We start from the raw sequence: 22,133 nt of genomic DNA, 5'->3' as shown, positions 1-22,133 counted from the left end.
TCATATGATCATTGACATCGTAGGAGCGGGAGCACTTGGTCTTTTGTATGGCGGGAAACTGCTGGCGTCAGGTAACCAGGTCAGGTTTTGGACGAGAACAGCAGCTCAGGCAGACCTCCTCAGCCATAATGGAGTAATCATTGTGGAACAAGACGAGGAAATACATATTCTACCGGATCAATTACAGGCGAAACCAATAAGTAAGCTGACTGACACATGGAAGAAAAAACCAGGAGAATGGTTATTGCTCATGGTTAAGCAGACAAGCATTGATGATTTCATTCATGAGATTAGTCCATTACAAGATCATGTGCTGAATGTCGCTTGTTTTCAGAATGGGATGGGCCATCTTACAAAACTTCAAGCAGCTTTGCCAAAGTCGCTTCTGTGTAGTGCGGTTACAACAGAAGGTGCGAAGCGAACACAAAGTCAGGTGACTCGTGCAGGTACAGGTGAAACTAGGCTGGGGAGGTACAACATACATATAGGAGCTTCTACCTCTATAGAGGAGAAGAGAACATTTACTCTGTCGGGATCGTTGCAGCAGGCAGGATTTGACTGTACAGTGTCGAATGAAATCGATAAGCTGATATACAGGAAACTATTGATTAATTCAGTCATTAACCCGCTCACGGCACTATGGCGAATCCCTAATGGAGAATTGATCGTCAAGGAAGAACGAAAGAGGCTAATGCGCCAGTTATATGATGAAGTATTGTTAATCTACTCTGCAAGTGGAATATGTTTGGATCAGGATATGTGGGATCAACTGATATCGGTCTGTCGTTCTACTGCCACGAATACTTCCTCCATGCTTGCAGATGTTCTCGCTGGACGTGGTACAGAAGTGAGGTCAATTAACGGTCATATTGTAAGAATGGCACAGAAGTTGGACCTTTTTGCACCTACACATGAAATACTGCTTCATCTGATTGAAGGAATGCAACCGGAAGGAGTGAATTAATGGGACTTTTTATTGTGTTGAGCATTTTGCCCTTTTTTCCGTTCTTTCTTGTCTATTGGGGCATGTACGTATGGAAAAAAGACAAACGTAAAGCATTGCGAATGGCAATGGATGTAACCACTTTTTTTCTTGTATTTTCAGTTTCAGCGTTATTCAACTTAACATTTGATTCGAATTTTGGTTTTTATCTGACATTAATACTCATACTAGTAGCACTTGGATTCATCGGGGGTGCGCAAAATCGACTAAAAGGGAAGGTCGATAGGGGTAGAATGTTCCGGGCCGTATGGCGCATGTCTTTCGTCATCATGAGTTTCGGGTATGTTTTGTTTACTTTATTTGGATTATTTAGATACTTCATGCAACAGATGTAAGGTTACATAACGCATAAGAGGCAAAAAATGTGTCGATTTTGTCGAAAACTGAAAAAAACATTACTTTCTGAAAAAGTAATGTAGATTTTTTTGACCGGTGGTTGTATAATCTATAAACATATAAACCATATCAATTTAGGGGGAACGTGTTAGATGAAAAGGAAAAGTCTATTAGTCCTTTTGACGCTGATTTTGGCGTTCGGTACCGTACTTGCAGCGTGCGGATCGAAAAACGAAGGCACAGGTAACACCGATACTGGTTCTGCAAACGAAGGAAATGGTCTTGCTAAAGATCAAATTCTGAAAATCAACCTGTCAGCTGAACCTCCTACGTTGGACCCGGCTCAAGCAAAAGACAGCCAAACCAACACAGTTCTGAAATTCTTGTATGAAGGTCTTGTACGCATCGATGCTGATGGTAAAGAACAAGCGGGCGTAGCTAAAGACTGGACAATCTCCGAAGATGGTTTGAAATATGTTTTCAACCTGAACCCGGAAGCTAAATGGAGCAACGGTGATGCAATCACTGCCGAAGACTTTGTTCGTTCTTGGGAACGTGCTTTGAAACCGGAAACAGCTTCTCCATATGCATACCAATTGTACTATATTAAAGGCGCTGAAGGTTACAACCTCAGCAAAGATGAAACATACAAAGGTACTAAAGTCACAGATTTCTCACAAGTAGGCGTTAAAGCTACTGATGAGCACACATTGGAAGTAACGTTGGAAAACCCAACACCTTACTTCTTGGGTCTGACAGCATTCTACACGTACTACCCAGTACATGCATCTGCAGACACAAATGACAAATTCTTCACAGACTACAAAAACATGATCGTTAACGGACCATTTGTAATGGATCAATACTCTAAAGGTCAAAAAATTGTTGTGAAGAAAAACGATGGTTACCATGCAGCTGCCGATATTAAATTGGCTGAAATCGATATGTCTCTGACAAACAGCAGTGCTTCCGAACTGCAAGCTTACAAATCAGGACAATTGGACTACACTGGTGCACCTAACGGTGAAATTCCATCCGACCAAATTCCTTCTGTAAAAGCGGAATTGCCGGACGAGTTCAAAGCTACTGGTATTGCAAGTACGTACTACTATCAGTTCAACGTAAACGAAGCACCATTTAACAACGTTAAAATCCGTAAAGCATTTGCAATGGCAATTCAGCGTCAGCTGATTGTTGACAAAGTTACACAAGGTGGACAAATTCCAGCATTCGGCTTTGTACCTCCAGGTATCCGTGGTGAAAACGGCGAATTCCGTGATGAGCACAAAGACGATTACTTCACTGAAAATGTTGAAGAAGCTAAAGCATTGCTTGCTGAAGGTATGAAAGAAGAAGGTTACACAACATTGCCAGCTGTTACGTTGATCTACAACACTAGTGATGGCCACGCAAAAATCGCTTTGGCGGTTGCTGACATGTGGAAACAAAATCTTGGTGTTGATGTGAAAACAGAAAACCAAGAGTGGGGCGTATTCCTTGAGAACCGTCAAAACCAAAACTTCCAAGTAGCTCGTGCAGGTTGGTCTGCTGACTACAACGATCCATACAACTTCTTGGAAATGTGGACTACTGGAAACACAAACAATGATTCCAAATTCAGCAACGAACAGTATGACAAAGATGTTAAAGAAACTGTAAAATCTGCTGATCCAGCTGCACGTATGGCTGCATTTGCTGACGCTGAGAAAATCCTGATTCAAGATGAAATGGGCGTTATGCCAATCTATTATTACACTAACGTATCTTTGACTAAGCCTTACCTGAAAGGTGTACAACTTGATTTCAGTGGAGCTATTGACTACACTCGTGCATATCTGGAAGAGAAATAAGTTGTTCTGAAGTCTAATATGAATACTTCGGGATATATATGTGGAATTCCATATATATCCCGATTTTTTGTATGTGCACCGATTTTCCTTATAATTCTTGAAATTTCCGATAAATGGATTGGACTTTATTTCTGTCTAATTCTACAATCGATTTGTATACAAAATATTGTTTGTGGAGGTGTGCAAGGGTTGGTTAAGTATGTGTTGAAAAAACTATTATTTATGCTGCTATCGCTTTTCATACTCGCATCTGCAACCTTCTTCCTGATGAAGGCTATTCCGGGTGACCCTTTTACATCTGAGAAAAAAGTATCGCCTGAAATTCGGGTCTTGCTGGAACAGAAGTATGGATTGGACAAACCGATGTATGAACAATACCTGAAGTATATGGGTGGAATCATTAAGGGAGATTTCGGAGTCTCAATGAAATATCTCAATCGAGATGTAGCCGGAATGATCGGCGAAACATTCACCGCTTCACTGAAACTTGGAGTGTTTGCAATTGTTATCTCCATTATCGTGGGTGTTCTGCTGGGCCTTATTGCTGCAGTTTACCATCGTAAACTCATTGATGATATCACGATGATCCTGGCAGTCATAGGGATAGCTGTTCCGAGCTTCTTGCTTGCGTCACTATTGCAGTATCTCTTTGCTACTAAATTAGGCTGGTTTAACGTTATGGGCTTTGATGGTCCATTGGATTACGTTCTTCCGGTTGCAGCGCTATCTGCATCTCCGATTGCTTTTATCGCTCGTTTGACGCGTTCGAGCATGCTTGAAGTCTTACATGCAGATTATATCAAAACAGCTAAAGCCAAAGGTCTGAAATGGCCTGCAATTATGTTTAAACACGTTGTAAGAAACGGTATTCTACCAGTAGTAACTTATGTTGGTCCAATGACAGCGAATATCATCACAGGTTCCGTTGTAATTGAACAGATCTTTAACATCGGGGGAATTGGTAAAGTATTCGTAGAGAGTATCACAAACCGTGATTACACTATGATCATGGGGATCACAATTTTCTATGGTATCCTCCTGATGTTGGCTCGTTTCTTTACGGATATCGCTTACGTGCTGATTGATCCTAGAATTAAGCTGGAAAGCCGGAAGGGGGCATAACGTTGTCTGGCACGAATAATAAAAAGAATGAAACGGCGAACACGAACCTGACTAGTCAGGCAGCGGTTAAACCGCAAGAAAGTGTATCCCTTTTTAAAGATGCCATGTACAGACTTGCAACCAATAAGGCTGCAATGATCAGTCTGAGCGTGTTAGTTCTTGTCGTGATTTTCTCTTTGATTGGTCCAACTTCTTTGTTTACAAGTTATAATTATTATTCCAATGATTTGTTGAATGCCAATGCAGCACCGAGTGCGGAGCACTGGTTCGGCACGGACGAGCTTGGTCGCGACGTGTGGGTAAGAACTTGGGTAGGAGCACGTGTATCCCTTACTGTAGGTTTGGCCGCAGCCTTGATTGACCTTGTTATCGGGGTTATTTATGGAGCGATCATGGGTTTCTACGGTGGACGTGTAGATGGAATTATGAACAAGTTTTCCGAAATTCTCTACTCCTTGCCGTACATGCTTGTTGTAATTTTGTTGCTGGTTGTACTGGAACCAAGTCTGACAACGATTATCATTGCCCTCACCATCACAGGCTGGATCAGCATGTCATGGATTGTGCGTGGTGAAATTATGCAACTCAAAAACAGAGACTTTATTCTTGCTGCAAGGTCCATGGGAGCAAGCACAGGGCGTCAATTGTTCCGTCATTTGTTGCCCAATGCAATAGGACCGATTCTTGTAACATTGACGTTGTCCATTCCAAATGCAATCTTTGCTGAAGCGTTCCTGAGCTTCCTTGGATTGGGTGTATCAGCACCAAGATCTTCACTTGGTTCTATGATCAATGATGCACTTACAGGCTGGACGCTATTCCCGTGGCGGATGTGGTTCCCAGCAGGTCTAATGGTTCTTACAATGCTTGCATTTAACTTGCTCGGAGACGGTCTGCGTGACGCACTCGATCCGAAATTACGTAAATAGAAACAGGAGGTGGGATTATGGAGCCGATTTTAACTGTCAAAGACCTGAGTGTGTCGTTCTCAACACGTTCTGGTGAATTTGATGCCGTTAAACATGTGAGTTTTGAACTTGGCAAAGGAGAGACGCTGGGGATCGTAGGTGAATCGGGTAGTGGTAAGAGTGTTACCGCCCAAACCATCATGAAATTGATTCCCTCCCCGCCTTCGAAGGTCAAAAGCGGAGAAATTACTTTTCACGGGCAAGACCTGCTGAATAAGACAGACAAACAAATGGAAGCGATTCGTGGTAAAGATATCGGTATGATCTTCCAAGATCCAATGACTTCATTGAATCCTACCATTAAAATTGGTAAACAAATTACCGAAGTATTGCGCAAGCATCAGAACATGTCCAAACAAGCGGCGAATAAAGCGGCTTTGGAGATGCTTGAACTTGTAGGTATTAAAAATGCGGCTATTCGCATGAATCATTATCCTCACCAATTCTCTGGTGGTATGCGTCAGCGTGCCATGATTGCGATCGCGCTTGCATGTCGTCCATCCCTTCTGATTGCGGATGAACCGACAACTGCACTTGACGTTACAATTCAGGCTCAAATTCTGGATGTCATGAAAGACATGCAGCAAAAGCTAGGAACATCGATCATGCTGATTACACATGACCTTGGTGTCGTAGCGGGTATGTGTGACCGTGTTGTTGTTATGAAGGAAGGCGAAGTTGTTGAAACAGGAACAACTGCTGAAATCTTTAGTAACCCTCAACATCCATACACGATTAAATTGCTGAATGCTTTGCCACGTCTGGACGAGCCCAAAAAGGAAAAACCAGCTCCGGCTGGTATTATCAAAGGCAGCAATAAGCCTCTGGTACAAGTGAAAAACTTGAAACAGTACTTTAATTTGGGTAAAGGTAACATTCTCAAAGCGGTCAATGACGTAAGCTTTGATATCTTTGAAGGTGAAACACTTGGCGTTGTAGGCGAGTCTGGCTGTGGTAAATCCACAACAGGTCGCACCATTCTGCGTCTTTATGAGCCAACTGGCGGAAATGTTAACTTCAACGGAACGGATATCTACAAGTTGTCTCCGCGTAAAATGAAAGAAATGCGTAAAGATATGCAGATGATCTTCCAAGATCCATATGCATCTCTTAACCCGCGTTTCAATGTTATGGATATTATCGGGGAGTCACTCGATATTCATGGTCTGGCTTCCAGCTCTAAAGAGCGCAAGAGACGAGTGGAGGAACTGCTTGATCTGGTAGGTTTGAATCCAAGTCATGCACTTCGTTATCCACATGAATTCTCCGGTGGTCAAAGACAACGGATCGGGATTGCGCGTGCGCTTGCTGTAGACCCTAAATTCATCATCTGTGATGAGCCATTGTCTGCACTGGATGTATCCATTCAGGCGCAGGTCGTTAAATTGCTTGAAGAACTTCAGCAACGTCTCGGCTTGACATACCTGTTTATTGCGCATGACTTGTCAATGGTTAAACATATCAGTGACCGTGTAGCTGTAATGTACATGGGTAAAGTGGTTGAGCTCGCAGAAAGTGAAGAACTATATGCGAACCCTGTCCACCCTTACACCAAAACATTGCTTTCCGCGATCCCTGTACCTGATCCGGAAGTGGAAGCGAACAAACGTCGCATCTTGCTGCCGGAAGAGCATATGAGCCCGATTCAGAACGGATCTGGCGGTCCTGCAAATGATCCGTACAACCTGGAAAATTCTCAATTGATTGAGGTTTCCAAAGGTCACTGGGTTGCAGAACCTTACGTATAATAGGAATATTAAAGCGATATGCTATTATTGATGTATTAAATGCCGCCGACTCGTTCGGCGGTTTTTTTCGTATTTTAATTACTTTCTTTTGACGAAGCGGCCCTGAATTCGGTACAATCAAGAAAGGCTCTTTGAAGCAGAATAGGAGGCAGACCTCATGAACGGTATTACCGAGGCACTCCGCAGCGGATCAAGACTTGCAGAAGATTATATCTGTTCAAGAGATGCTGCGCGTGGCCTTTACGAGTATGACATTCGCTGGGAATCAGGACTTCAGGCGCGTGCCGAGTGGCTGGACCAATCGGAAAACACACGTATTGATCGTCGTGATCTGGCAGAGTATTTACGTATATATAATAAGCGGGTGAACGACCATGGAGAGGTTCATACGTCCATCACACGTCTTGCAGAACAAGATGCACTAGTGGTTACAGGAGGACAGCAGAGCGGTCTGCTCACCGGACCACTGTTCGTCATATACAAAGCCGCTAGCGTAGTGGCAGCTGCGCGTGAAGCGGAAGAAAGACTTCAACGCCCGGTAGTCCCAGTATTTTGGATTGCCGGTGAAGACCATGACTGGGATGAGGTTAACCACACATATCTACCTGATTATCAGGGAGACATGAAGAAGGTTAAGTTACAAGGACGATTCGCAGGAAGGGATTCTGTGAGTAATGTTCATGTGGATTCGCAGCAGTGGGTGAATGTACTCGAACAGGTGGAACATCTTTTACCTGATACGATACATAAACCAGGACTGATGAAATGCATCTCAGAGATCCATCAATCCAGTTCAAATCTGAGTGATGCATTTGCCCGCATGATATCTGCCTTGTTTGCCAGTAGTGGACTTGTTCTAATGGATGCATCGGATCCAGATTTACGCAGGTTGGAACAGCCCGTGTTTGAGCGGTTGATACGAAAAAATGAAGTACTGCGCAGCGCATACACACAAGGTGCTGCGCTGGTACAACAAGCTGGTTATGTTATGCCTGCCGAAGTGGCGGAGGATGGAGCCAATCTGTTCTACATTCATGAAGGTACGCGTCTACTCTTGTTGTTGAAGGACGGTTTATATAGTGATCGCAAAGGTTTGGTTTCTTTCTCAGAGGAACGTTTGCTTCAGGAACTGGGAGAACATCCGGAGCGCTTCAGTAACAACGTATTGACACGACCATTAATGCAAGATTCCGTGTTGCCTGTAGCCGCTGTTATTTTGGGGCAAGGTGAAATTGCATATTGGGGTTTGACTCGGGAAGCATTCCGTCAGTTCGGCCTGCAAATGCCCATTTTGTTGCCGCGGTTGTCTTTCACCATCATGGAAGATATTCATCACAAACATATGAAACAATATGGACTTTCTTTTCAGGATGTTCAATATCATATGGAAGAAAAGAAGGAGCAATGGCTCGCACAGCAGGAGACGTTCAAGGTAGATGAACAGTTTGACAAGGTTCAGGAAGCGTTTCTTGATCTGTATGGACCGTTGCTAGATGAGATTGCGGAGATTCATCCTGGGCTGGAACGAATTGGTGACACCAATTTGAGTAAAATCAACGAGCAAATGCAGTATCTGAAACAGCAGACTCACAAAGCTATCGAAGATAAACATAATGTGAGTCTAAGGCACTGGAATGGCATTCAGAACTCCTTATTCCCAACGGGCAAACCACAGGAACGAGTACATAATGCACTCTTTTACCTGAATCGTTATGGCACCGAGTGGATCGATGAACTGATTAAGGCCTCAAGTGAATTCCTTGGAGAGCACAAGGTTATTGCACTATAGAGCCCTTTATAATAGAAGAAACACATAAACGAGGAGGATATGAAATGACTACACCTGCATTGCAAAACAGTATTGTTAAAGATATGGGACTCGCTTCAGAGGGTCACCTGAAAATTGATTGGGTAGAAGCGCATATGCCGGTACTAAACCGCATTCGTCGCCAGTTCGAACAGGATCTGCCCTTCAAAGGTTTGAAGGTTGCCATTTGTCTTCATCTGGAAGCGAAAACAGCTTACTTGGCAAAAGTGATCCAAGCGGGTGGTGCAGAAGTAACCATTACGCATAGCAATCCATTGTCTACACAAGATGATGTTTGCGCAGCATTGGTGGAAGACGGTGTTACGGTGTATGCGAAGTACAATCCGGAGCCTGCGGAATTCAAATCACTGCAACTGCGTGCGCTTGAGGTGAAGCCTGATCTCATTATTGATGATGGTGGAGACTTTGCAACCATTATTGCATCCGAGCGCCCTGACCTCGCAGCAACCATTCGCGGAGGAGCAGAAGAAACGACAACGGGTATTATTCGTTTGAAAGCATTGGCGAAAGAAGGCCAATTGAAGTTTCCGATGGTTGCGGTTAATGACGCATACTGCAAGTATCTGTTTGACAATCGCTACGGTACTGGACAATCTGCATTCGACGGGATTATTCGTACAACTAACTTGGTTATCGCTGGTAAAAACGTAGTGGTAGCAGGTTATGGCTGGTGTGGTAAAGGTGTAGCCATGCGCGCCAAAGGTCTTGGTGCCAATGTGATCGTAACCGAGATCGATCCAATCAAAGCGGTAGAAGCACACATGGATGGGTTCCGAGTCATGACGATGGTGGAAGCCGCCAAATTGGGAGATTTCTTTATCGCAGTTACAGGCAATAAGGATGTTATCACAGGTGAGCATTACGATGTGATGAAGGACGGAGCGATCCTGAGTAATGCAGGTCACTTTGATGTTGAAGTGAATAAACCTGAACTGGCTAAACGTTCCGAATCGATTCGCACAGTTCGTCGCAACATTGAGGAATATCGTTTCAAAGACGGTCGTAAAATGTATCTTCTTGCAGAAGGTCGTCTTGTGAACCTGGGTGCAGCAGATGGTCACCCTGCCGAAATCATGGATACGACGTTTGCTCTGCAGGCGCTTGGTCTGCGTTATGTAAGTGAGAATTATGAAAACTTGGGTAAAAACGTTGTTAATGTACCTTATGATATTGACCAGCAGGTTGCCAGCTATAAACTTGAAAGCCTGAATATTGGCATCGACTCCTTGTCAGCTGAGCAAGTGAAATACCTGGATAGCTGGAAATTTTAAGCACTATCCAATAATTACAAGCTGATGAAATGATTCAATAGGTATAGAATGGTTTATTGATGATATGGCTCATGTGCGGGTAGACATACGATTGCCCGTTTAAGGGAAGCGTCTTTGATCCTGAGTGACAGGATCAAGGACGTTTTTTTTATGCTGAAAAATTAAAAAATCAAGTCATGCAAGAAGGGTTTTGATTTTTTTGTGCGAATCTATTATGCTTAGGTGGTGGAAAGTGGGGCAAAGTGGGAGAAACGGGTGAGGAGTGAGTGGGCCAATGTTTATGGGGGAGTTCCAACATAGCATTGATGATAAGGGTCGGGTGATCATTCCGGCTAAATTCCGCGAATCTCTGGGACCGTCTTTCGTTGTCACACGGGGTTTGGACCAGTGTCTTTTCGTGTACCCCATGGAGGAGTGGGGGGTCATGGAACAGAAGCTCAAAGCACTGCCATTGATGAAATCTGATGCACGTGCGTTTACCCGGTTTTTTTTCTCGGGTGCAACCGAATGTGAACTGGACAAACAGGGCAGGGTAAATCTGCCGGGCAATTTAAGAGAGTATGCCAAGCTGGACAAGGATTGTGTTGTTCTTGGCGTGTCGAACCGGGTGGAGATTTGGAGCAAAGGCATATGGGAGAGTTATTTCAATCAATCCGAAGAAGCATTCAACGACATTGCCGAAAAGCTGGTCGATTTTAATTTTGATTTATAAAGTCAGGAGGGGTGCAGGTTGTTTCACCACATAACCGTACTCAAAGAAGAGGCAACAGAGGGATTAAACATCAAGCAGGACGGTATATACGTGGACTGCACTTTAGGCGGTGGCGGACATAGCTCCGTGATTGCTTCCAAGCTCGGTCCAGGGGGACGTCTGATCGCACTTGATCAGGATGATTGGGCTTTGGATAATGCTCGCGAGAAGCTCGCAGCTTATGGAGAACGTGTAACATTGGTGAAAACCAATTTTCGGGATCTGGAACAGGTACTCAAGGATCTGGATGTACCAATGAAGGATGGTGCACCACAGGTCGACGGTATTTTGTACGACTTGGGTGTGTCATCTCCGCAATTTGATGAAGGAGAACGTGGATTCAGTTACAATCACGATGCTCCGCTCGATATGCGAATGGACCAGGATGCAATGCTGACGGCCAAAGAGATTGTGAATGAGTGGCCAGAAGAAGAGATTGCTCGAATTTTGTATCGCTATGGTGAAGAGAAGTTTTCGAGAAGAATTGCCCGTGTTATCGTCGGAAAACGAGCGCAGTCTACCATTGAGACGACAGGTGAACTCGTGGAACTGATCAAGGAAGGCATCCCGGCGGCAGCTCGACGTACTGGTGGACATCCTGCCAAACGCAGCTTCCAGGCATTACGCATTGCCGTCAACGATGAGTTGGGTGCCTTTGAAGAAGGCTTGCATCAGGCTGTTCGTTGTCTGGCACCAGGAGGACGTGTATCTGTTATTACCTTCCACTCCCTTGAGGATCGGATATGTAAACAGATTTTCAGTAGTTATCTGGAAAAATGTACATGTCCACCCGATTTTCCGTTGTGTGTATGCGGCGGCAAGGGGACCCTGCGTTTAGTTAACAGAAAACCGTTGATTCCAACGGAAACGGAATTGACCGAAAATTCACGTGCTCGTTCAGCCAAGCTGCGCGTAGCCGAGAAATTGTAGATCAAGAGTGGAGGAGAGAATCGGAGTATGGCATATACACGTGGTAATCTCGCTGTAAAAGAAAAAGCGTCCCAGGAACGTGTGACCCAGCAACGATACAAAGAAACCACCAAAGTGGTGACCCGTCGTACGGGTCTTCCGGCACGCGAGAAGATTTTGTATCTGATTACCCTGGTTGCAGTTATCCTTGTTGGAGGAGCCTTGATGTCTCGTTATGCTCATATCTATGATCTGAACAAGCAGGCGCAGTCTACTATTTCGGATATCAAGGTGTATGAAAAGACGATTGCAGACCTGCAAGTGGAAAAAGAAACATTGAACAACCAGGTCATCGAAAATGCAAAACAACTTGGTTACGTTGAAGCTTCCGGTAAGGATGTCATTTATGTACCTCGCTCAACAAGTACGAAATCAACTGGCACTGAGTCGTCCTCGAATACAGCAAGCAGTAAGTAAAGAGGTGTTCCGATGATAAAAAGAATAAAGATGCGCACGTTGCTTATAGGGGGATGTATTACCCTCTTTTTTCTTGTACTCGTAACCCGAATCTTTTTCATTCAGGTTGTGAATGGCGGTGAATGGCAGGAACGGGCAGCCGGTTTGGTAGAGCGGGAACAGACGATTAAGGCTGCACGTGGAACGATTACGGATCGAAATGGTAATATTTTGGCTACCGATGCCCCTGCGTATACGGTTTCTGTTAATCCGTTATTAATTAATGAACTCGGAATTCAGGATGTTGTTACGGAGAAGCTCTCTGCCCTTCTTGGGAAAAATGAGAGTGAGATGCGTGCTCTAGTCACAGCGAAGAAAGAAAATGGCGATTTTTTTCAGCAACGTGAAGTACGCAGTGAAGGATATAAGATAAGTCCAGAGCTTGCGGAAAAAGTCAACGAACTGCGTGAGGAATTACAAGAAGAGTACAAGGCTCGTAATGCAATTGTGATGGCTCAGGAGTCGAAGCGTTTTTACCCTGAAGAAACACTTGCTTCTCACCTCTTGGGATATATGAGCCGGGATGGGAAAGCTGTCAATGGACTTGAAGTCTCATATGATGAAGCACTGACAGGTACAGATGGATATTTGAATTATCAGAAGGATGCCAAAGGCATTAAACTTCCGGATTCACAGGATAACTATCTGCCACCTCAGAACGGTAAGAACCTTACGCTGACCATCGATGATACGATCCAGTTCTACATTGAGGATGCAATGAAAGAAGCCGTTGCCAAGTATAACCCACTGAGCATGACGGTCATTGCCGCGGACCCAAACACGATGGAGATTCTAGGGATGGCGAACTGGCCAACCTTTAACCCGAATACGTATGGGAGTACACCTGATCAAAAGAATTTTATCAACCATGCTACTCAATCCATCTATGAGCCAGGTAGTACATTCAAAATAGTTACGCTAGCAGGGGCTGTTGAAGAAAAACTCTTCGATCCCAATGCAAGTTTTGAATCCAAACGCATGTATATCGGTGGTTTCCCGATTAGTGATAATGGTCATTCCTATGGTTGGATCTCGTATCTCGAAGGTGTCAAACGGTCAAGTAACATTGCTTTTGTTAACTTGGGTTACAACATGCTTGGCGGCGAACGTCTGCGTCATTACATAGACGAATTCGGCTTCGGCAAAAAGACGGGTATTGATCTGCCAAATGAGGCAGCCTCCCCGATCAAGCCACTGGTTTACAAATCCGAGATTGCTACTGCTGCTTACGGTCACGGTCTTGTACAGGTAACACCAATTCAACAGGTCGCAGCCATCTCTGCGATTGCCAACGGCGGCAAATTGCTGGAGCCACATCTGGTGAAGGAGATCAAGAACCCGAATGATGGAACAACGGAAGTCATCAAACCCAAAGTTGTTCGTCAGGTGATTTCCAAGGAATCTTCCAAACTGGTGAGCGGTTATCTGGAACAAGTGGTTGCAGACCAAACGATTGGTACCGGTCGTAACGCCTATATTGAAGGTTACCGTGTAGCTGGTAAGACAGGTACAGCAAGAAAGGTTGTTAACGGAGCATACAGCAAGTCAAAAGACGTTGTATCGTTTATTGGATTCGCGCCCGTGAATAATCCGAAGATTGCTATACTTGTTGTCATTGACCAACCGGATGGAACCAACATTGGGGGAGGAACCGCAGCTGCGCCGGTGTTCAAAAAGATTGTCAGCCAGACTCTTCAATACATGGGAATACCCAAAGATACAGCCAAAACTCCTGACAAAAAGTCAAAAGAAGTCTCTGTCGTGCAAGCCAAGGCGCCTGACTTAAGTGGCAAGACAGCCAAACAAGCCAGAAGCCAGCTTCTAAGCGCAGGTATTGCTTATGTGACTCTTGGTCAAGGTGATAATGTAATTCGGCAGTATCCGGTTGCTGGCGCCTCTATGAATCCAGGCCAACGAATCTATCTGCTAACGGAAGAAAGCAGCAAGATGAAGATTCCCGATCTAACAGGTGAATCTCTCCGGGATGCCCTAGAAGTACTTTCTCTCATGAAAGTGGGGGTTACGGTCAAGGGCGAGGGTTATGTCGTGAAGCAAACCGAGCAGGTCGCAGGTGAGCAGAGAACTGTGCAGTTGAACTTGCAAACTGCTAAAGCTGCAGTGACAGGTATAGCCGATGAGGCTCCAATCTCTTCTGATCCGTCATCAGAAGCTGAAGTGAAGGAACAAGAGGCTTCGGCCGGAGAAGCTAAAACCGACGAAACAGACGAAACAGATAACAGCAAGGCTCCTGCCAATGAATCCGAATCCTCTGACGATCCAGCAACAAACGGAGCTACGCTTCCTTAGGGAGCTCTGACAGCTTGTTCTAACCCCCGGTTGTCCTGAATATTCATGAATGGAACGAATGTCATGATTTTGGGACGAGTGGGGGGATCTTTTCGTGAAGGGATCAAGCGTAAATCTGCGGCGCAGGTTGCTATGGAGTTTAATGATTTTAGTTTTGTTATTTTCGGCTCTGATGATCAGGCTTGCTTATGTACAGCTCGGGGAAGGCCCTGAATTGTCAGCAAAAGCAGAAGAATCCTGGCGGCGTAATATTCCTTACTCAGCCAAGCGAGGGGAGATCCTGGATCGAAATGGAACCTCTCTGGCCTATAATGTGACAACACCAACCATTATGGCCATTCCGGCTCAGGTGAAAGAAGCTGAAACGACGGCTAAAGCGCTGGCCCCATTGCTTGGGATGACGGAAGAAAAAGTGCTCGCAACCATCAAGAAACGAGAACTCATTGTACGACTACAACCCGGCGGCCGCAAAATTACGATGGAGAAAGCTCAGCGCATCCGTGATTTGAAGCTTCCGGGTATCGTTGTTGCTGAAGACAATAAACGTTTTTATCCTTATGATGATTTGGCTGCCCATATTCTTGGTTTTACGGGCATTGATAATCAGGGCTTAACGGGTGTCGAGAAGAAATATGATGATAAGCTGAATGGTTTGAATGGCAGTGTGTCCTACTTGTCCGATGCGGCCGGAAGGCTAATGCCGGGCTCATCCGAGAAGTATGTGGAACCGAAGGACGGCCTTAACCTCAAGCTGACCATTGATAAATCCATTCAGTCCATCATGGAGAGAGAACTGGATCAGGCCATGGTGAAGTTCCAGGCGAACTCAGCATTGGCCATAGCGATGAATCCCAAAACGGGTGAAATTTTGGGGATGTCCAGCAGGCCGGGATACGAACCTGCCGATTATCAGCAATATCCCGCGGAGATATACAATCGAAATTTACCGATCTGGATGACCTACGAGCCGGGCTCCACATTTAAGATCATTACTTTGGCAGCAGCGCTTGAAGAGAAAAAGGTCAATCTGCAACAGGATCAATTTTTTGATCCCGGATATGTTGAGGTGGGTGGGGCCCGTCTGCGTTGCTGGAAAAAGGGCGGCCACGGAAGTCAGACCTTCTTACAAGTTGTGGAGAACTCATGTAACCCGGGCTTTGTGGCTTTGGGGCAGAGGCTGGGCAAAGAATCGCTCTTCTCCTATATTAAAGACTTTGGTTTCGGTACCAAGACAGGGATCGACCTTAGCGGAGAAGCCAGTGGAATTCTGTTCAAACTGTCCAGAGTGGGACCTGTCGAGCTTGCAACGACGGCTTTTGGTCAAGGTGTATCCGTAACGCCCATTCAGCAAGTAGCAGCTGTGTCAGCGGCCATCAATGGGGGGAAACTTTACAAGCCTTATGTTACGAAAGCGTGGGTCCATCCGGTCACAGGAGAAGTCATGGAAGAAGCCAAGCCGGAACTGGTTCGTCAGGTGATCTCGGAGAATACATCCAAACAAGTACGTGAAGCACTCGAGAGTGTTGTCGCAAAAGGTACCGGGCGTCCGGCATTCATTGATGGATACCGGGTCGGTGGCAAAACAGGTACAGCCCAGAAGGTTATCAACGGACGTTATTCCTCGACCGAGCATATCGTATCCTTTATCGGATTTGCACCAGCAGATGATCCACAGATTGTGGTCTATACCGCAGTTGATAATCCCAAAGGAATTCAGTTCGGAGGTGTGGTTGCCGCCCCGATTGTACAGAACATCCTTGAAGATGCTTTGCACTATATGAATGTACCTGTTCGGAAGGATCAGGTCGCCAAAGAATACAAGTATGGTGAAACCAAAATCGTGACAGTCCCAGACCTGACAGGAGCTACTGTTGAAGATCTGTACGAAGACCTGAACATGAATTTTATGCTGGCGAAGTCTGGCAGTGGTAAATACGTGATTAATCAGGCACCCAAACCTGGGGCGAGGGTAGATCAGGGATCAACTATCCGCATTTATATGGGGAATGTACTGAACGATGCACATGATCACACAAAGGATGAATAACGGGGCTTAGGGGTAGTTTGAGGCTTCTAGCGCAACAAAATTCATCCAAGTGCGTTTCATTATTGGGTTGTATTGACGATATTAATAAATACAGACATATGTTAAAACAGAAGTATAATTGGAAAAGTGAGGTTATTCATGTGCTTTTAAAACAATTTGCATCGATGCTGACCACCGCCCGCCTCGTGGGCGAATCAAATACAGAATGCCAAAACCTTCAGACAGATTCCCGGCAGGTAAAACCGGGTGATCTGTTTATCTGTCTTCCGGGACATACGGTAGATGGTCATGATTATGCAGAAAAAGCTGTAAATGCCGGTGCAGTTGCATTGGTGGTTGAACGGCAGCTGGATCTGCCTGTACCACAATTGCTGGTGAAGGACAGCCGATTTGCGATGGCTGTTCTGGCAGATTTCTTTTTTGACTCGCCAAGCCAGAAAATGAATATGATTGGTGTAACGGGAACGAACGGAAAAACAACGACCACCTATTTGATTGAAAAAATCATGAGTGATTACGGACGCAAGACGGGATTGATCGGTACTATTCAAATGCGGTATGACGGTCGCACCTACCCGATGTCAGGAACAACACCAGAGGCGCTTGATCTGCAGCGTAGTCTGCATGATATGGTTCAGAAGGGTACGGACTGCTGTGTTATGGAAGTTTCTTCTCACGCATTGGAACAAGGGCGAGTAAAGGGAACGAATTTCCGTACTGCGGTATTTACTAACCTGACGCAAGATCATCTGGACTACCACCATTCCATGGAGGAATATCGCGGGGCCAAAGGATTGTTCTTTGCACGTCTGGGTAACGGTTATACGGAAGATGTTACACAGCGTAAATATGCTGTCATCAATGCAGATGATCCGGCTGCGGCTTATTTCATCTCTGTGACTGCGGCTGAAGTGATTACATATGGCATGGGTGAAAAGGCGGATGTACGCGCATCCCAAATCTCAATCACGTCTCAGGGAACTTCTTTCCATGTGGATACATTTGCAGGTAGCACAGATATTCGCTTGCGCATGGTAGGCAAATTCAATGTGTACAATGCAATGGCAGCAATATCTGCAGCGCTGGTGGAAGGTATTCCGCTGGAAGAGATCAAGCGCAGTCTGGAGACGGTTCCGGGCGTGGATGGACGTGTTGAAGGAGTGGACGAAGGACAGCCATTTGCTGTTATTGTCGATTATGCCCATACACCGGATGGACTGGAGAATGTGTTGCGGACGGTGAAAGAATTTGCCGAAGGGCGTGTAATCTGCGTGTTTGGCTGTGGTGGTGACAGGGACCGTACCAAACGTCCTCTCATGGGGAAAATTGCTGCGAATTATAGTGATTTTGTACTGGTTACTTCCGATAATCCACGGACAGAAGATCCGGATCTCATTCTCAAAGACATTGAACAGGGCCTGATTGAAGAATCCGTTCCTGCTGAACGTTATACGATGATTGTGGATCGACGCCAGGCCATTCATGAAGCTATTGAAATGGCAAGCCCAGCCGATGTAGTATTGATTGCGGGTAAGGGTCACGAGACCTATCAGATTATCGGCACAACCAAAACCGATTTTGATGACCGAATCATAGCCAAAGAAGCGATAAGGGGCAAATCCAATTGATAAAAAGAACATTGGCACAATTGGCCGAGATGTGTGGAGGAACATTAAGTGACGTTGCCGCTCATGGCAATGTAATGGTCGAAGGGGTGTTTACCGATTCGCGTAAACCTCTGGAAGGCAGTTTGTTTATCCCGCTAGTGGGTGAAAGGTTTGACGGACACGAATTTGTGCAAGCCTGTCTAGAGAAGGGGGCTGCAGGGGCGATCTGGCAAAAGGATCATGGTATTCCGCCACAAGGAGCTGTCATTGTTGTTGACGACACACTTGTCGCACTGCAAGCACTCGCATCTGCTTATCTAACGGAGAATAAAGCGTCTGTGGTTGGCATTACAGGCAGCAACGGCAAGACAACAACAAAGGACATCGTGGATGCCATTCTCTCAACGACGTTCAAAGTGCATAAGACGCAAGGCAACTTCAATAATCACATTGGTTTACCGCTGACTGTACTAAGCATGGACCCGGATACCGAGATTATCATTTTGGAGATGGGTATGAGTGGTCGCGGGGAAATTAACGATTTGTCGGTTATTGCGCAGCCTGATGTAGCGGTCATTACCAATATTGGTGAATCACATCTGCTTCAGCTGGGGTCCAGACTGGAGATAGCCAGAGCCAAAGCCGAGATTGCTGCGGGATTGAAGCCTGGCGGGTTACTGATCTACAACGGAGACGAGCCTTTAATTGCACAAGTCCTTGAAGAACCCGCAACGAAACAACCCGATGGATTGCAGCGGTTTACATTTGGTCTGCAAACCGATAATGATGACTATCCTACCGGACTTATGAATGCGCAGAACGGGGTAGTTTTCACTACCAAACAGTCTGGAGAACATGCTTTTACGCTACCTCTGCTAGGAACGCATAATGTCGTTAACTGTCTGGCTGCTTTGGCAGTAGCCCGTCATTTTAAAGTGACGACGGAACAGATTGCCGCGGGATTGTCTCGCTTGAAACTGACAGGCATGCGTATTGAGGTTACGCAAGGCGTTAGTGGTCTAACCCTGCTGAATGATGCATACAATGCAAGTCCAACCTCCATGAAGGCCGCAATCGATGTACTAGAAGGTCTGAAAGGATACCGCATGAAAGTGGCTGTGCTTGGTGATATGCTTGAACTCGGTCCCCAAGAGCAGGATCTGCATTACGGAATCGGAGAGTATATCACATCGGCCAAAATGGACATGGTGCTGGTATATGGTCCGCTATCAGCCAAGATTGCTGAAGGAGCAAGCAAGCATATGCCTACAGAGGCTGTGCATGCTTTTATAGATAAAGAAGAAATGACCCGTTATCTACTGGAGAAACTACATCCCAGAGACGTTGTCTTGTTCAAAGCCTCAAGAGGCATGAAGCTGGAAGACGTGGTCGAAGCACTACAAATAGCACCATTACAGAATCGAGTAGACTAGAGGGGTGAACCCATGGATTTTCAGGTATTACTGTTAACAATCGGCGTTTCATTTATTCTGGCGGTGATTGCCGCACCGCTCCTGATTCCGCTGTTACGCCGGATGAAATTCGGACAGCAAGTTAGGGAAGATGGGCCTCAGAGCCATTTGAAAAAAAGCGGAACACCTACAATGGGTGGAGTCGTCATTTTAGTTGCGTTCACATTGGCCTTTTTGAAATTTTCGGCAGTCAAGAATACAGACTTTTATGTCTTGCTTGTGGCTACGCTGGGATTCGGGCTGATTGGCTTCCTGGATGATTACATCAAAATTGTGTTCAAACGTTCGCTGGGACTGACGGCCAGACAAAAAATGCTGGGCCAATTGTTCTTCAGTGCAGTGATGTGTTTCTTGCTGATCCAGAATGGACACAGCACAGCCATCTCTATTCCGGGAACGTCATTCTCGTTTGACTGGACCGGATGGTTCTATTATCCGTTTGTTGTATTCATGATGCTTGCCATTACCAATGCGGTTAACTTTACCGACGGTCTGGATGGTTTGCTGTCAGGGGTAAGTGCGATTGCCTTTGGCGCGTTTGCCATTGTGGCGATGCAAGCCACGTCGATGCCGGCAGCAGTGTGTGCAGCAGCGATGATCGGGGCCGTACTCGGTTTTCTGGTATATAACGCACATCCGGCCAAAGTGTTTATGGGAGACACCGGTTCTCTGGGGATTGGCGGTGCGATTGGTGCGGTAGCCATTGTAACCAAAACAGAGCTTCTATTTGTCATCATTGGCGGTATTTTTGTTATCGAGATCCTGTCTGTCATCATTCAAGTGGTATCATTCAAGACTCGTGGCAAGCGTGTATTCAAAATGAGCCCCATTCACCATCACTTTGAATTAAGTGGTTGGTCAGAATGGCGGGTTGTTATTACCTTTTGGGCGGTAGGCGCAATTTTGGCCGCTCTTGGACTTTATCTCAACAAGGGGTTGTAGATCATGAACCATCCTGAATCATATCGCGGACAACAAGTAGTCGTGCTCGGATTGGCCAAAAGCGGCGTACAGGTCGCCAAAGTGCTGGATCGCGCCGGAGCGAAGGTTACAGTAAATGATAAAAAAGAGAGAGATCAATGTCCCGAAGCTTCCGAATTGGAGGCTTTGGGAATTTCTGTTGTATGCGGAGGGCATCCGGATGATCTGATTCACAGTGGTGTGAAGCTGGTTGTCAAAAACCCGGGTATCCCCTACCATGCAGCTCCTGTGCAGCAAGCTTTGGCATTGGGCATTGAAGTGGTGACCGAAGTAGAGGTTGCTTATCATCTATGTGCTGCACCCATGATCGGGATTACGGGCTCCAACGGCAAAACAACAACCACCACTTGGGTGGGTAAAATGTTGGAGCATGCCGGCCTCAACCCGATCGTTGCCGGTAATATCGGAACACCTCTATGTGAAGCGGCAGAGCAAGCTTCTCCAGATAACTGGATGGTTGTTGAGCTTAGCAGTTTCCAGCTCAAAGGAACGGTTGATTTTCGTCCTCGGATTGCCAGCTTGCTTAACGTTGCAGAGACGCATCTGGATTATCACGGGAACATGGATGATTATGTGGCTTCCAAAGCCAAACTGTTCGCCAATCAGCAGCCTGACGACGTAGCCATCTTGAATTGGGATGATGCGGTATGTCGTGGTCTGGTTCCTTACATCAAAGGCAGATTGATCCCCTTCTCCGTGACAGAGAAATTGGATACAGGTGTGTATGCAGATCCTCCTTATGTGGATGGAGAAGAGGATGATGTGAAGCGTCAGATTATCTACGCGGATGAAAAGGGAAATCACCACACCATTATTGACATCGAGAACATTGGCATCGCTGGACGATTCAATGTGGAAAATGCAATGGCCGCTGTGGCCATTGCCGTAGCGGCAGGAGCTGATCCAGCAGTGCTGGCTGCTCCGCTTGCAGATTTCAAGGCGGTTGAACACCGACTTGAATATGTTCTAGAGCATAATGGTTCTGCGTACTACAACAACTCCAAAGCGACCAATTCAAAGGCTACGGTCATGGCCCTGAATTCGTTCAAGGAACCGGTCGTATTGATTGCAGGAGGGCTGGATCGTGGATCAGACATGATGGAGTTGTTACCCTTGTTCCAGGAACGGGTAAAAGCTGTCGTTGCAATTGGAGAGACACGGACAAAAATTGCCAAGGTCGCGGAACTTGCCGGATTAAAGCAAATTAAGGTCGTCGATAATGAGGAGGACGCTGCCCGGACGTTAACCGTTGCTGTGCAGGAAGCATCGAAGTTTGCCAGTGCCGGTGATGTCGTTTTGTTATCCCCGGCATGTGCAAGTTGGGACATGTTTGCTTCCTATGAAGAGCGGGGACGCATTTTTAAAGAGGCGGCGCATAACTTGTAAGTAGGGGGGTGGAAAAGCCCCTACTTACATG

The 22,133-nt window shown here is 45.9% G+C and carries 17 protein-coding genes; all 17 read left to right on the top strand.

Going from position 1 to position 22,133, the window contains the following annotated elements; all coding sequences use genetic code 11:
- Positions 1-4 precede the first annotated feature (4 nt).
- The 17 genes from MKY95_RS23900 to murD all read left to right on the top strand — a co-directional run bounded on the left by MKY95_RS23900 (position 5) and on the right by murD (position 22,102).
- The gene (locus MKY95_RS23900; RefSeq protein ID WP_036614900.1) at positions 5-964 is read left to right on the top strand and encodes a 2-dehydropantoate 2-reductase; all 960 of its coding nucleotides are present in this window, start codon (positions 5-7) and stop codon (positions 962-964) included.
- Positions 964-1,338 carry a DUF3397 domain-containing protein gene (locus tag MKY95_RS23895; protein WP_036614898.1) on the top strand — a complete coding sequence of 125 codons (375 nt, stop codon included), beginning with the start codon at positions 964-966 and terminating at the stop codon, positions 1,336-1,338. Before MKY95_RS23900 ends, MKY95_RS23895 begins: the two co-directional genes overlap by 1 nt.
- A gap of 153 nt (positions 1,339-1,491) precedes the next feature.
- Positions 1,492-3,189 (top strand): peptide ABC transporter substrate-binding protein, encoded by a 1,698-nt coding sequence (locus tag MKY95_RS23890; RefSeq protein WP_036614896.1) that lies wholly within the window; start codon positions 1,492-1,494, stop codon positions 3,187-3,189.
- A gap of 189 nt (positions 3,190-3,378) precedes the next feature.
- Positions 3,379-4,311 (top strand): ABC transporter permease, encoded by a 933-nt coding sequence (locus MKY95_RS23885; protein WP_036614893.1) that lies wholly within the window; start codon positions 3,379-3,381, stop codon positions 4,309-4,311.
- A 2-nt stretch (positions 4,312-4,313) separates the two neighbouring features.
- The gene (locus MKY95_RS23880; protein WP_017687287.1) at positions 4,314-5,240 is read left to right on the top strand and encodes an ABC transporter permease; all 927 of its coding nucleotides are present in this window, start codon (positions 4,314-4,316) and stop codon (positions 5,238-5,240) included.
- A 17-nt stretch (positions 5,241-5,257) separates the two neighbouring features.
- Positions 5,258-7,027, top strand: a complete 1,770-nt coding sequence (locus tag MKY95_RS23875; RefSeq protein WP_036614890.1) for an ABC transporter ATP-binding protein — start codon at positions 5,258-5,260, stop codon at positions 7,025-7,027.
- A 157-nt stretch (positions 7,028-7,184) separates the two neighbouring features.
- On the top strand, positions 7,185-8,816 hold the full coding sequence (gene bshC, locus MKY95_RS23870) for a bacillithiol biosynthesis cysteine-adding enzyme BshC (protein ID WP_076318869.1): 1,632 nt from the start codon (positions 7,185-7,187) through the stop codon (positions 8,814-8,816).
- Positions 8,817-8,860: 44 nt separating this feature from the next.
- The gene (locus tag MKY95_RS23865; RefSeq protein ID WP_036614885.1) at positions 8,861-10,126 is read left to right on the top strand and encodes an adenosylhomocysteinase; all 1,266 of its coding nucleotides are present in this window, start codon (positions 8,861-8,863) and stop codon (positions 10,124-10,126) included.
- Positions 10,127-10,400: 274 nt separating this feature from the next.
- Positions 10,401-10,838, top strand: a complete 438-nt coding sequence (gene mraZ / locus MKY95_RS23860; protein WP_017687291.1) for a division/cell wall cluster transcriptional repressor MraZ — start codon at positions 10,401-10,403, stop codon at positions 10,836-10,838.
- An 18-nt stretch (positions 10,839-10,856) separates the two neighbouring features.
- Complete coding sequence (gene rsmH / locus MKY95_RS23855; protein ID WP_036614882.1) at positions 10,857-11,807, top strand: 16S rRNA (cytosine(1402)-N(4))-methyltransferase RsmH; 951 nt, start codon at positions 10,857-10,859, stop codon at positions 11,805-11,807.
- 27 nt (positions 11,808-11,834) lie between these two features.
- Positions 11,835-12,263 carry a hypothetical protein gene (locus MKY95_RS23850; RefSeq protein WP_036614881.1) on the top strand — a complete coding sequence of 143 codons (429 nt, stop codon included), beginning with the start codon at positions 11,835-11,837 and terminating at the stop codon, positions 12,261-12,263.
- Between the two features lie 12 nt (positions 12,264-12,275).
- Positions 12,276-14,609, top strand: a complete 2,334-nt coding sequence (locus tag MKY95_RS23845) for a penicillin-binding transpeptidase domain-containing protein (protein WP_036614880.1) — start codon at positions 12,276-12,278, stop codon at positions 14,607-14,609.
- 94 nt (positions 14,610-14,703) lie between these two features.
- Positions 14,704-16,656 carry a stage V sporulation protein D gene (locus tag MKY95_RS23840; protein WP_036614879.1) on the top strand — a complete coding sequence of 651 codons (1,953 nt, stop codon included), beginning with the start codon at positions 14,704-14,706 and terminating at the stop codon, positions 16,654-16,656.
- 140 nt (positions 16,657-16,796) lie between these two features.
- The gene (locus MKY95_RS23835) at positions 16,797-18,284 is read left to right on the top strand and encodes a UDP-N-acetylmuramoyl-L-alanyl-D-glutamate--2,6-diaminopimelate ligase (RefSeq protein ID WP_036614878.1); all 1,488 of its coding nucleotides are present in this window, start codon (positions 16,797-16,799) and stop codon (positions 18,282-18,284) included.
- Positions 18,284-19,696 carry a UDP-N-acetylmuramoyl-tripeptide--D-alanyl-D-alanine ligase gene (gene murF / locus MKY95_RS23830; RefSeq protein ID WP_036614967.1) on the top strand — a complete coding sequence of 471 codons (1,413 nt, stop codon included), beginning with the start codon at positions 18,284-18,286 and terminating at the stop codon, positions 19,694-19,696. The genes MKY95_RS23835 and murF overlap by 1 nt, the downstream gene beginning before the upstream one ends.
- A 12-nt stretch (positions 19,697-19,708) precedes the next feature.
- A complete protein-coding gene (gene mraY / locus MKY95_RS23825) occupies positions 19,709-20,677 on the top strand; it encodes a phospho-N-acetylmuramoyl-pentapeptide-transferase (protein WP_047843751.1) in 969 nt (322 codons plus the stop codon).
- A gap of 3 nt (positions 20,678-20,680) precedes the next feature.
- Positions 20,681-22,102, top strand: a complete 1,422-nt coding sequence (gene murD / locus MKY95_RS23820) for a UDP-N-acetylmuramoyl-L-alanine--D-glutamate ligase (RefSeq protein WP_339194738.1) — start codon at positions 20,681-20,683, stop codon at positions 22,100-22,102.
- The last annotated feature ends 31 nt before the right edge of the window (positions 22,103-22,133 follow it).

The organism is Paenibacillus sp. FSL P4-0176 (assembly GCF_037975265.1).
Taxonomy (GTDB): Bacteria; Bacillota; Bacilli; order Paenibacillales; family Paenibacillaceae; genus Paenibacillus; species Paenibacillus amylolyticus.
This window is presented reverse-complemented; position numbering and strand designations above follow the sequence as displayed.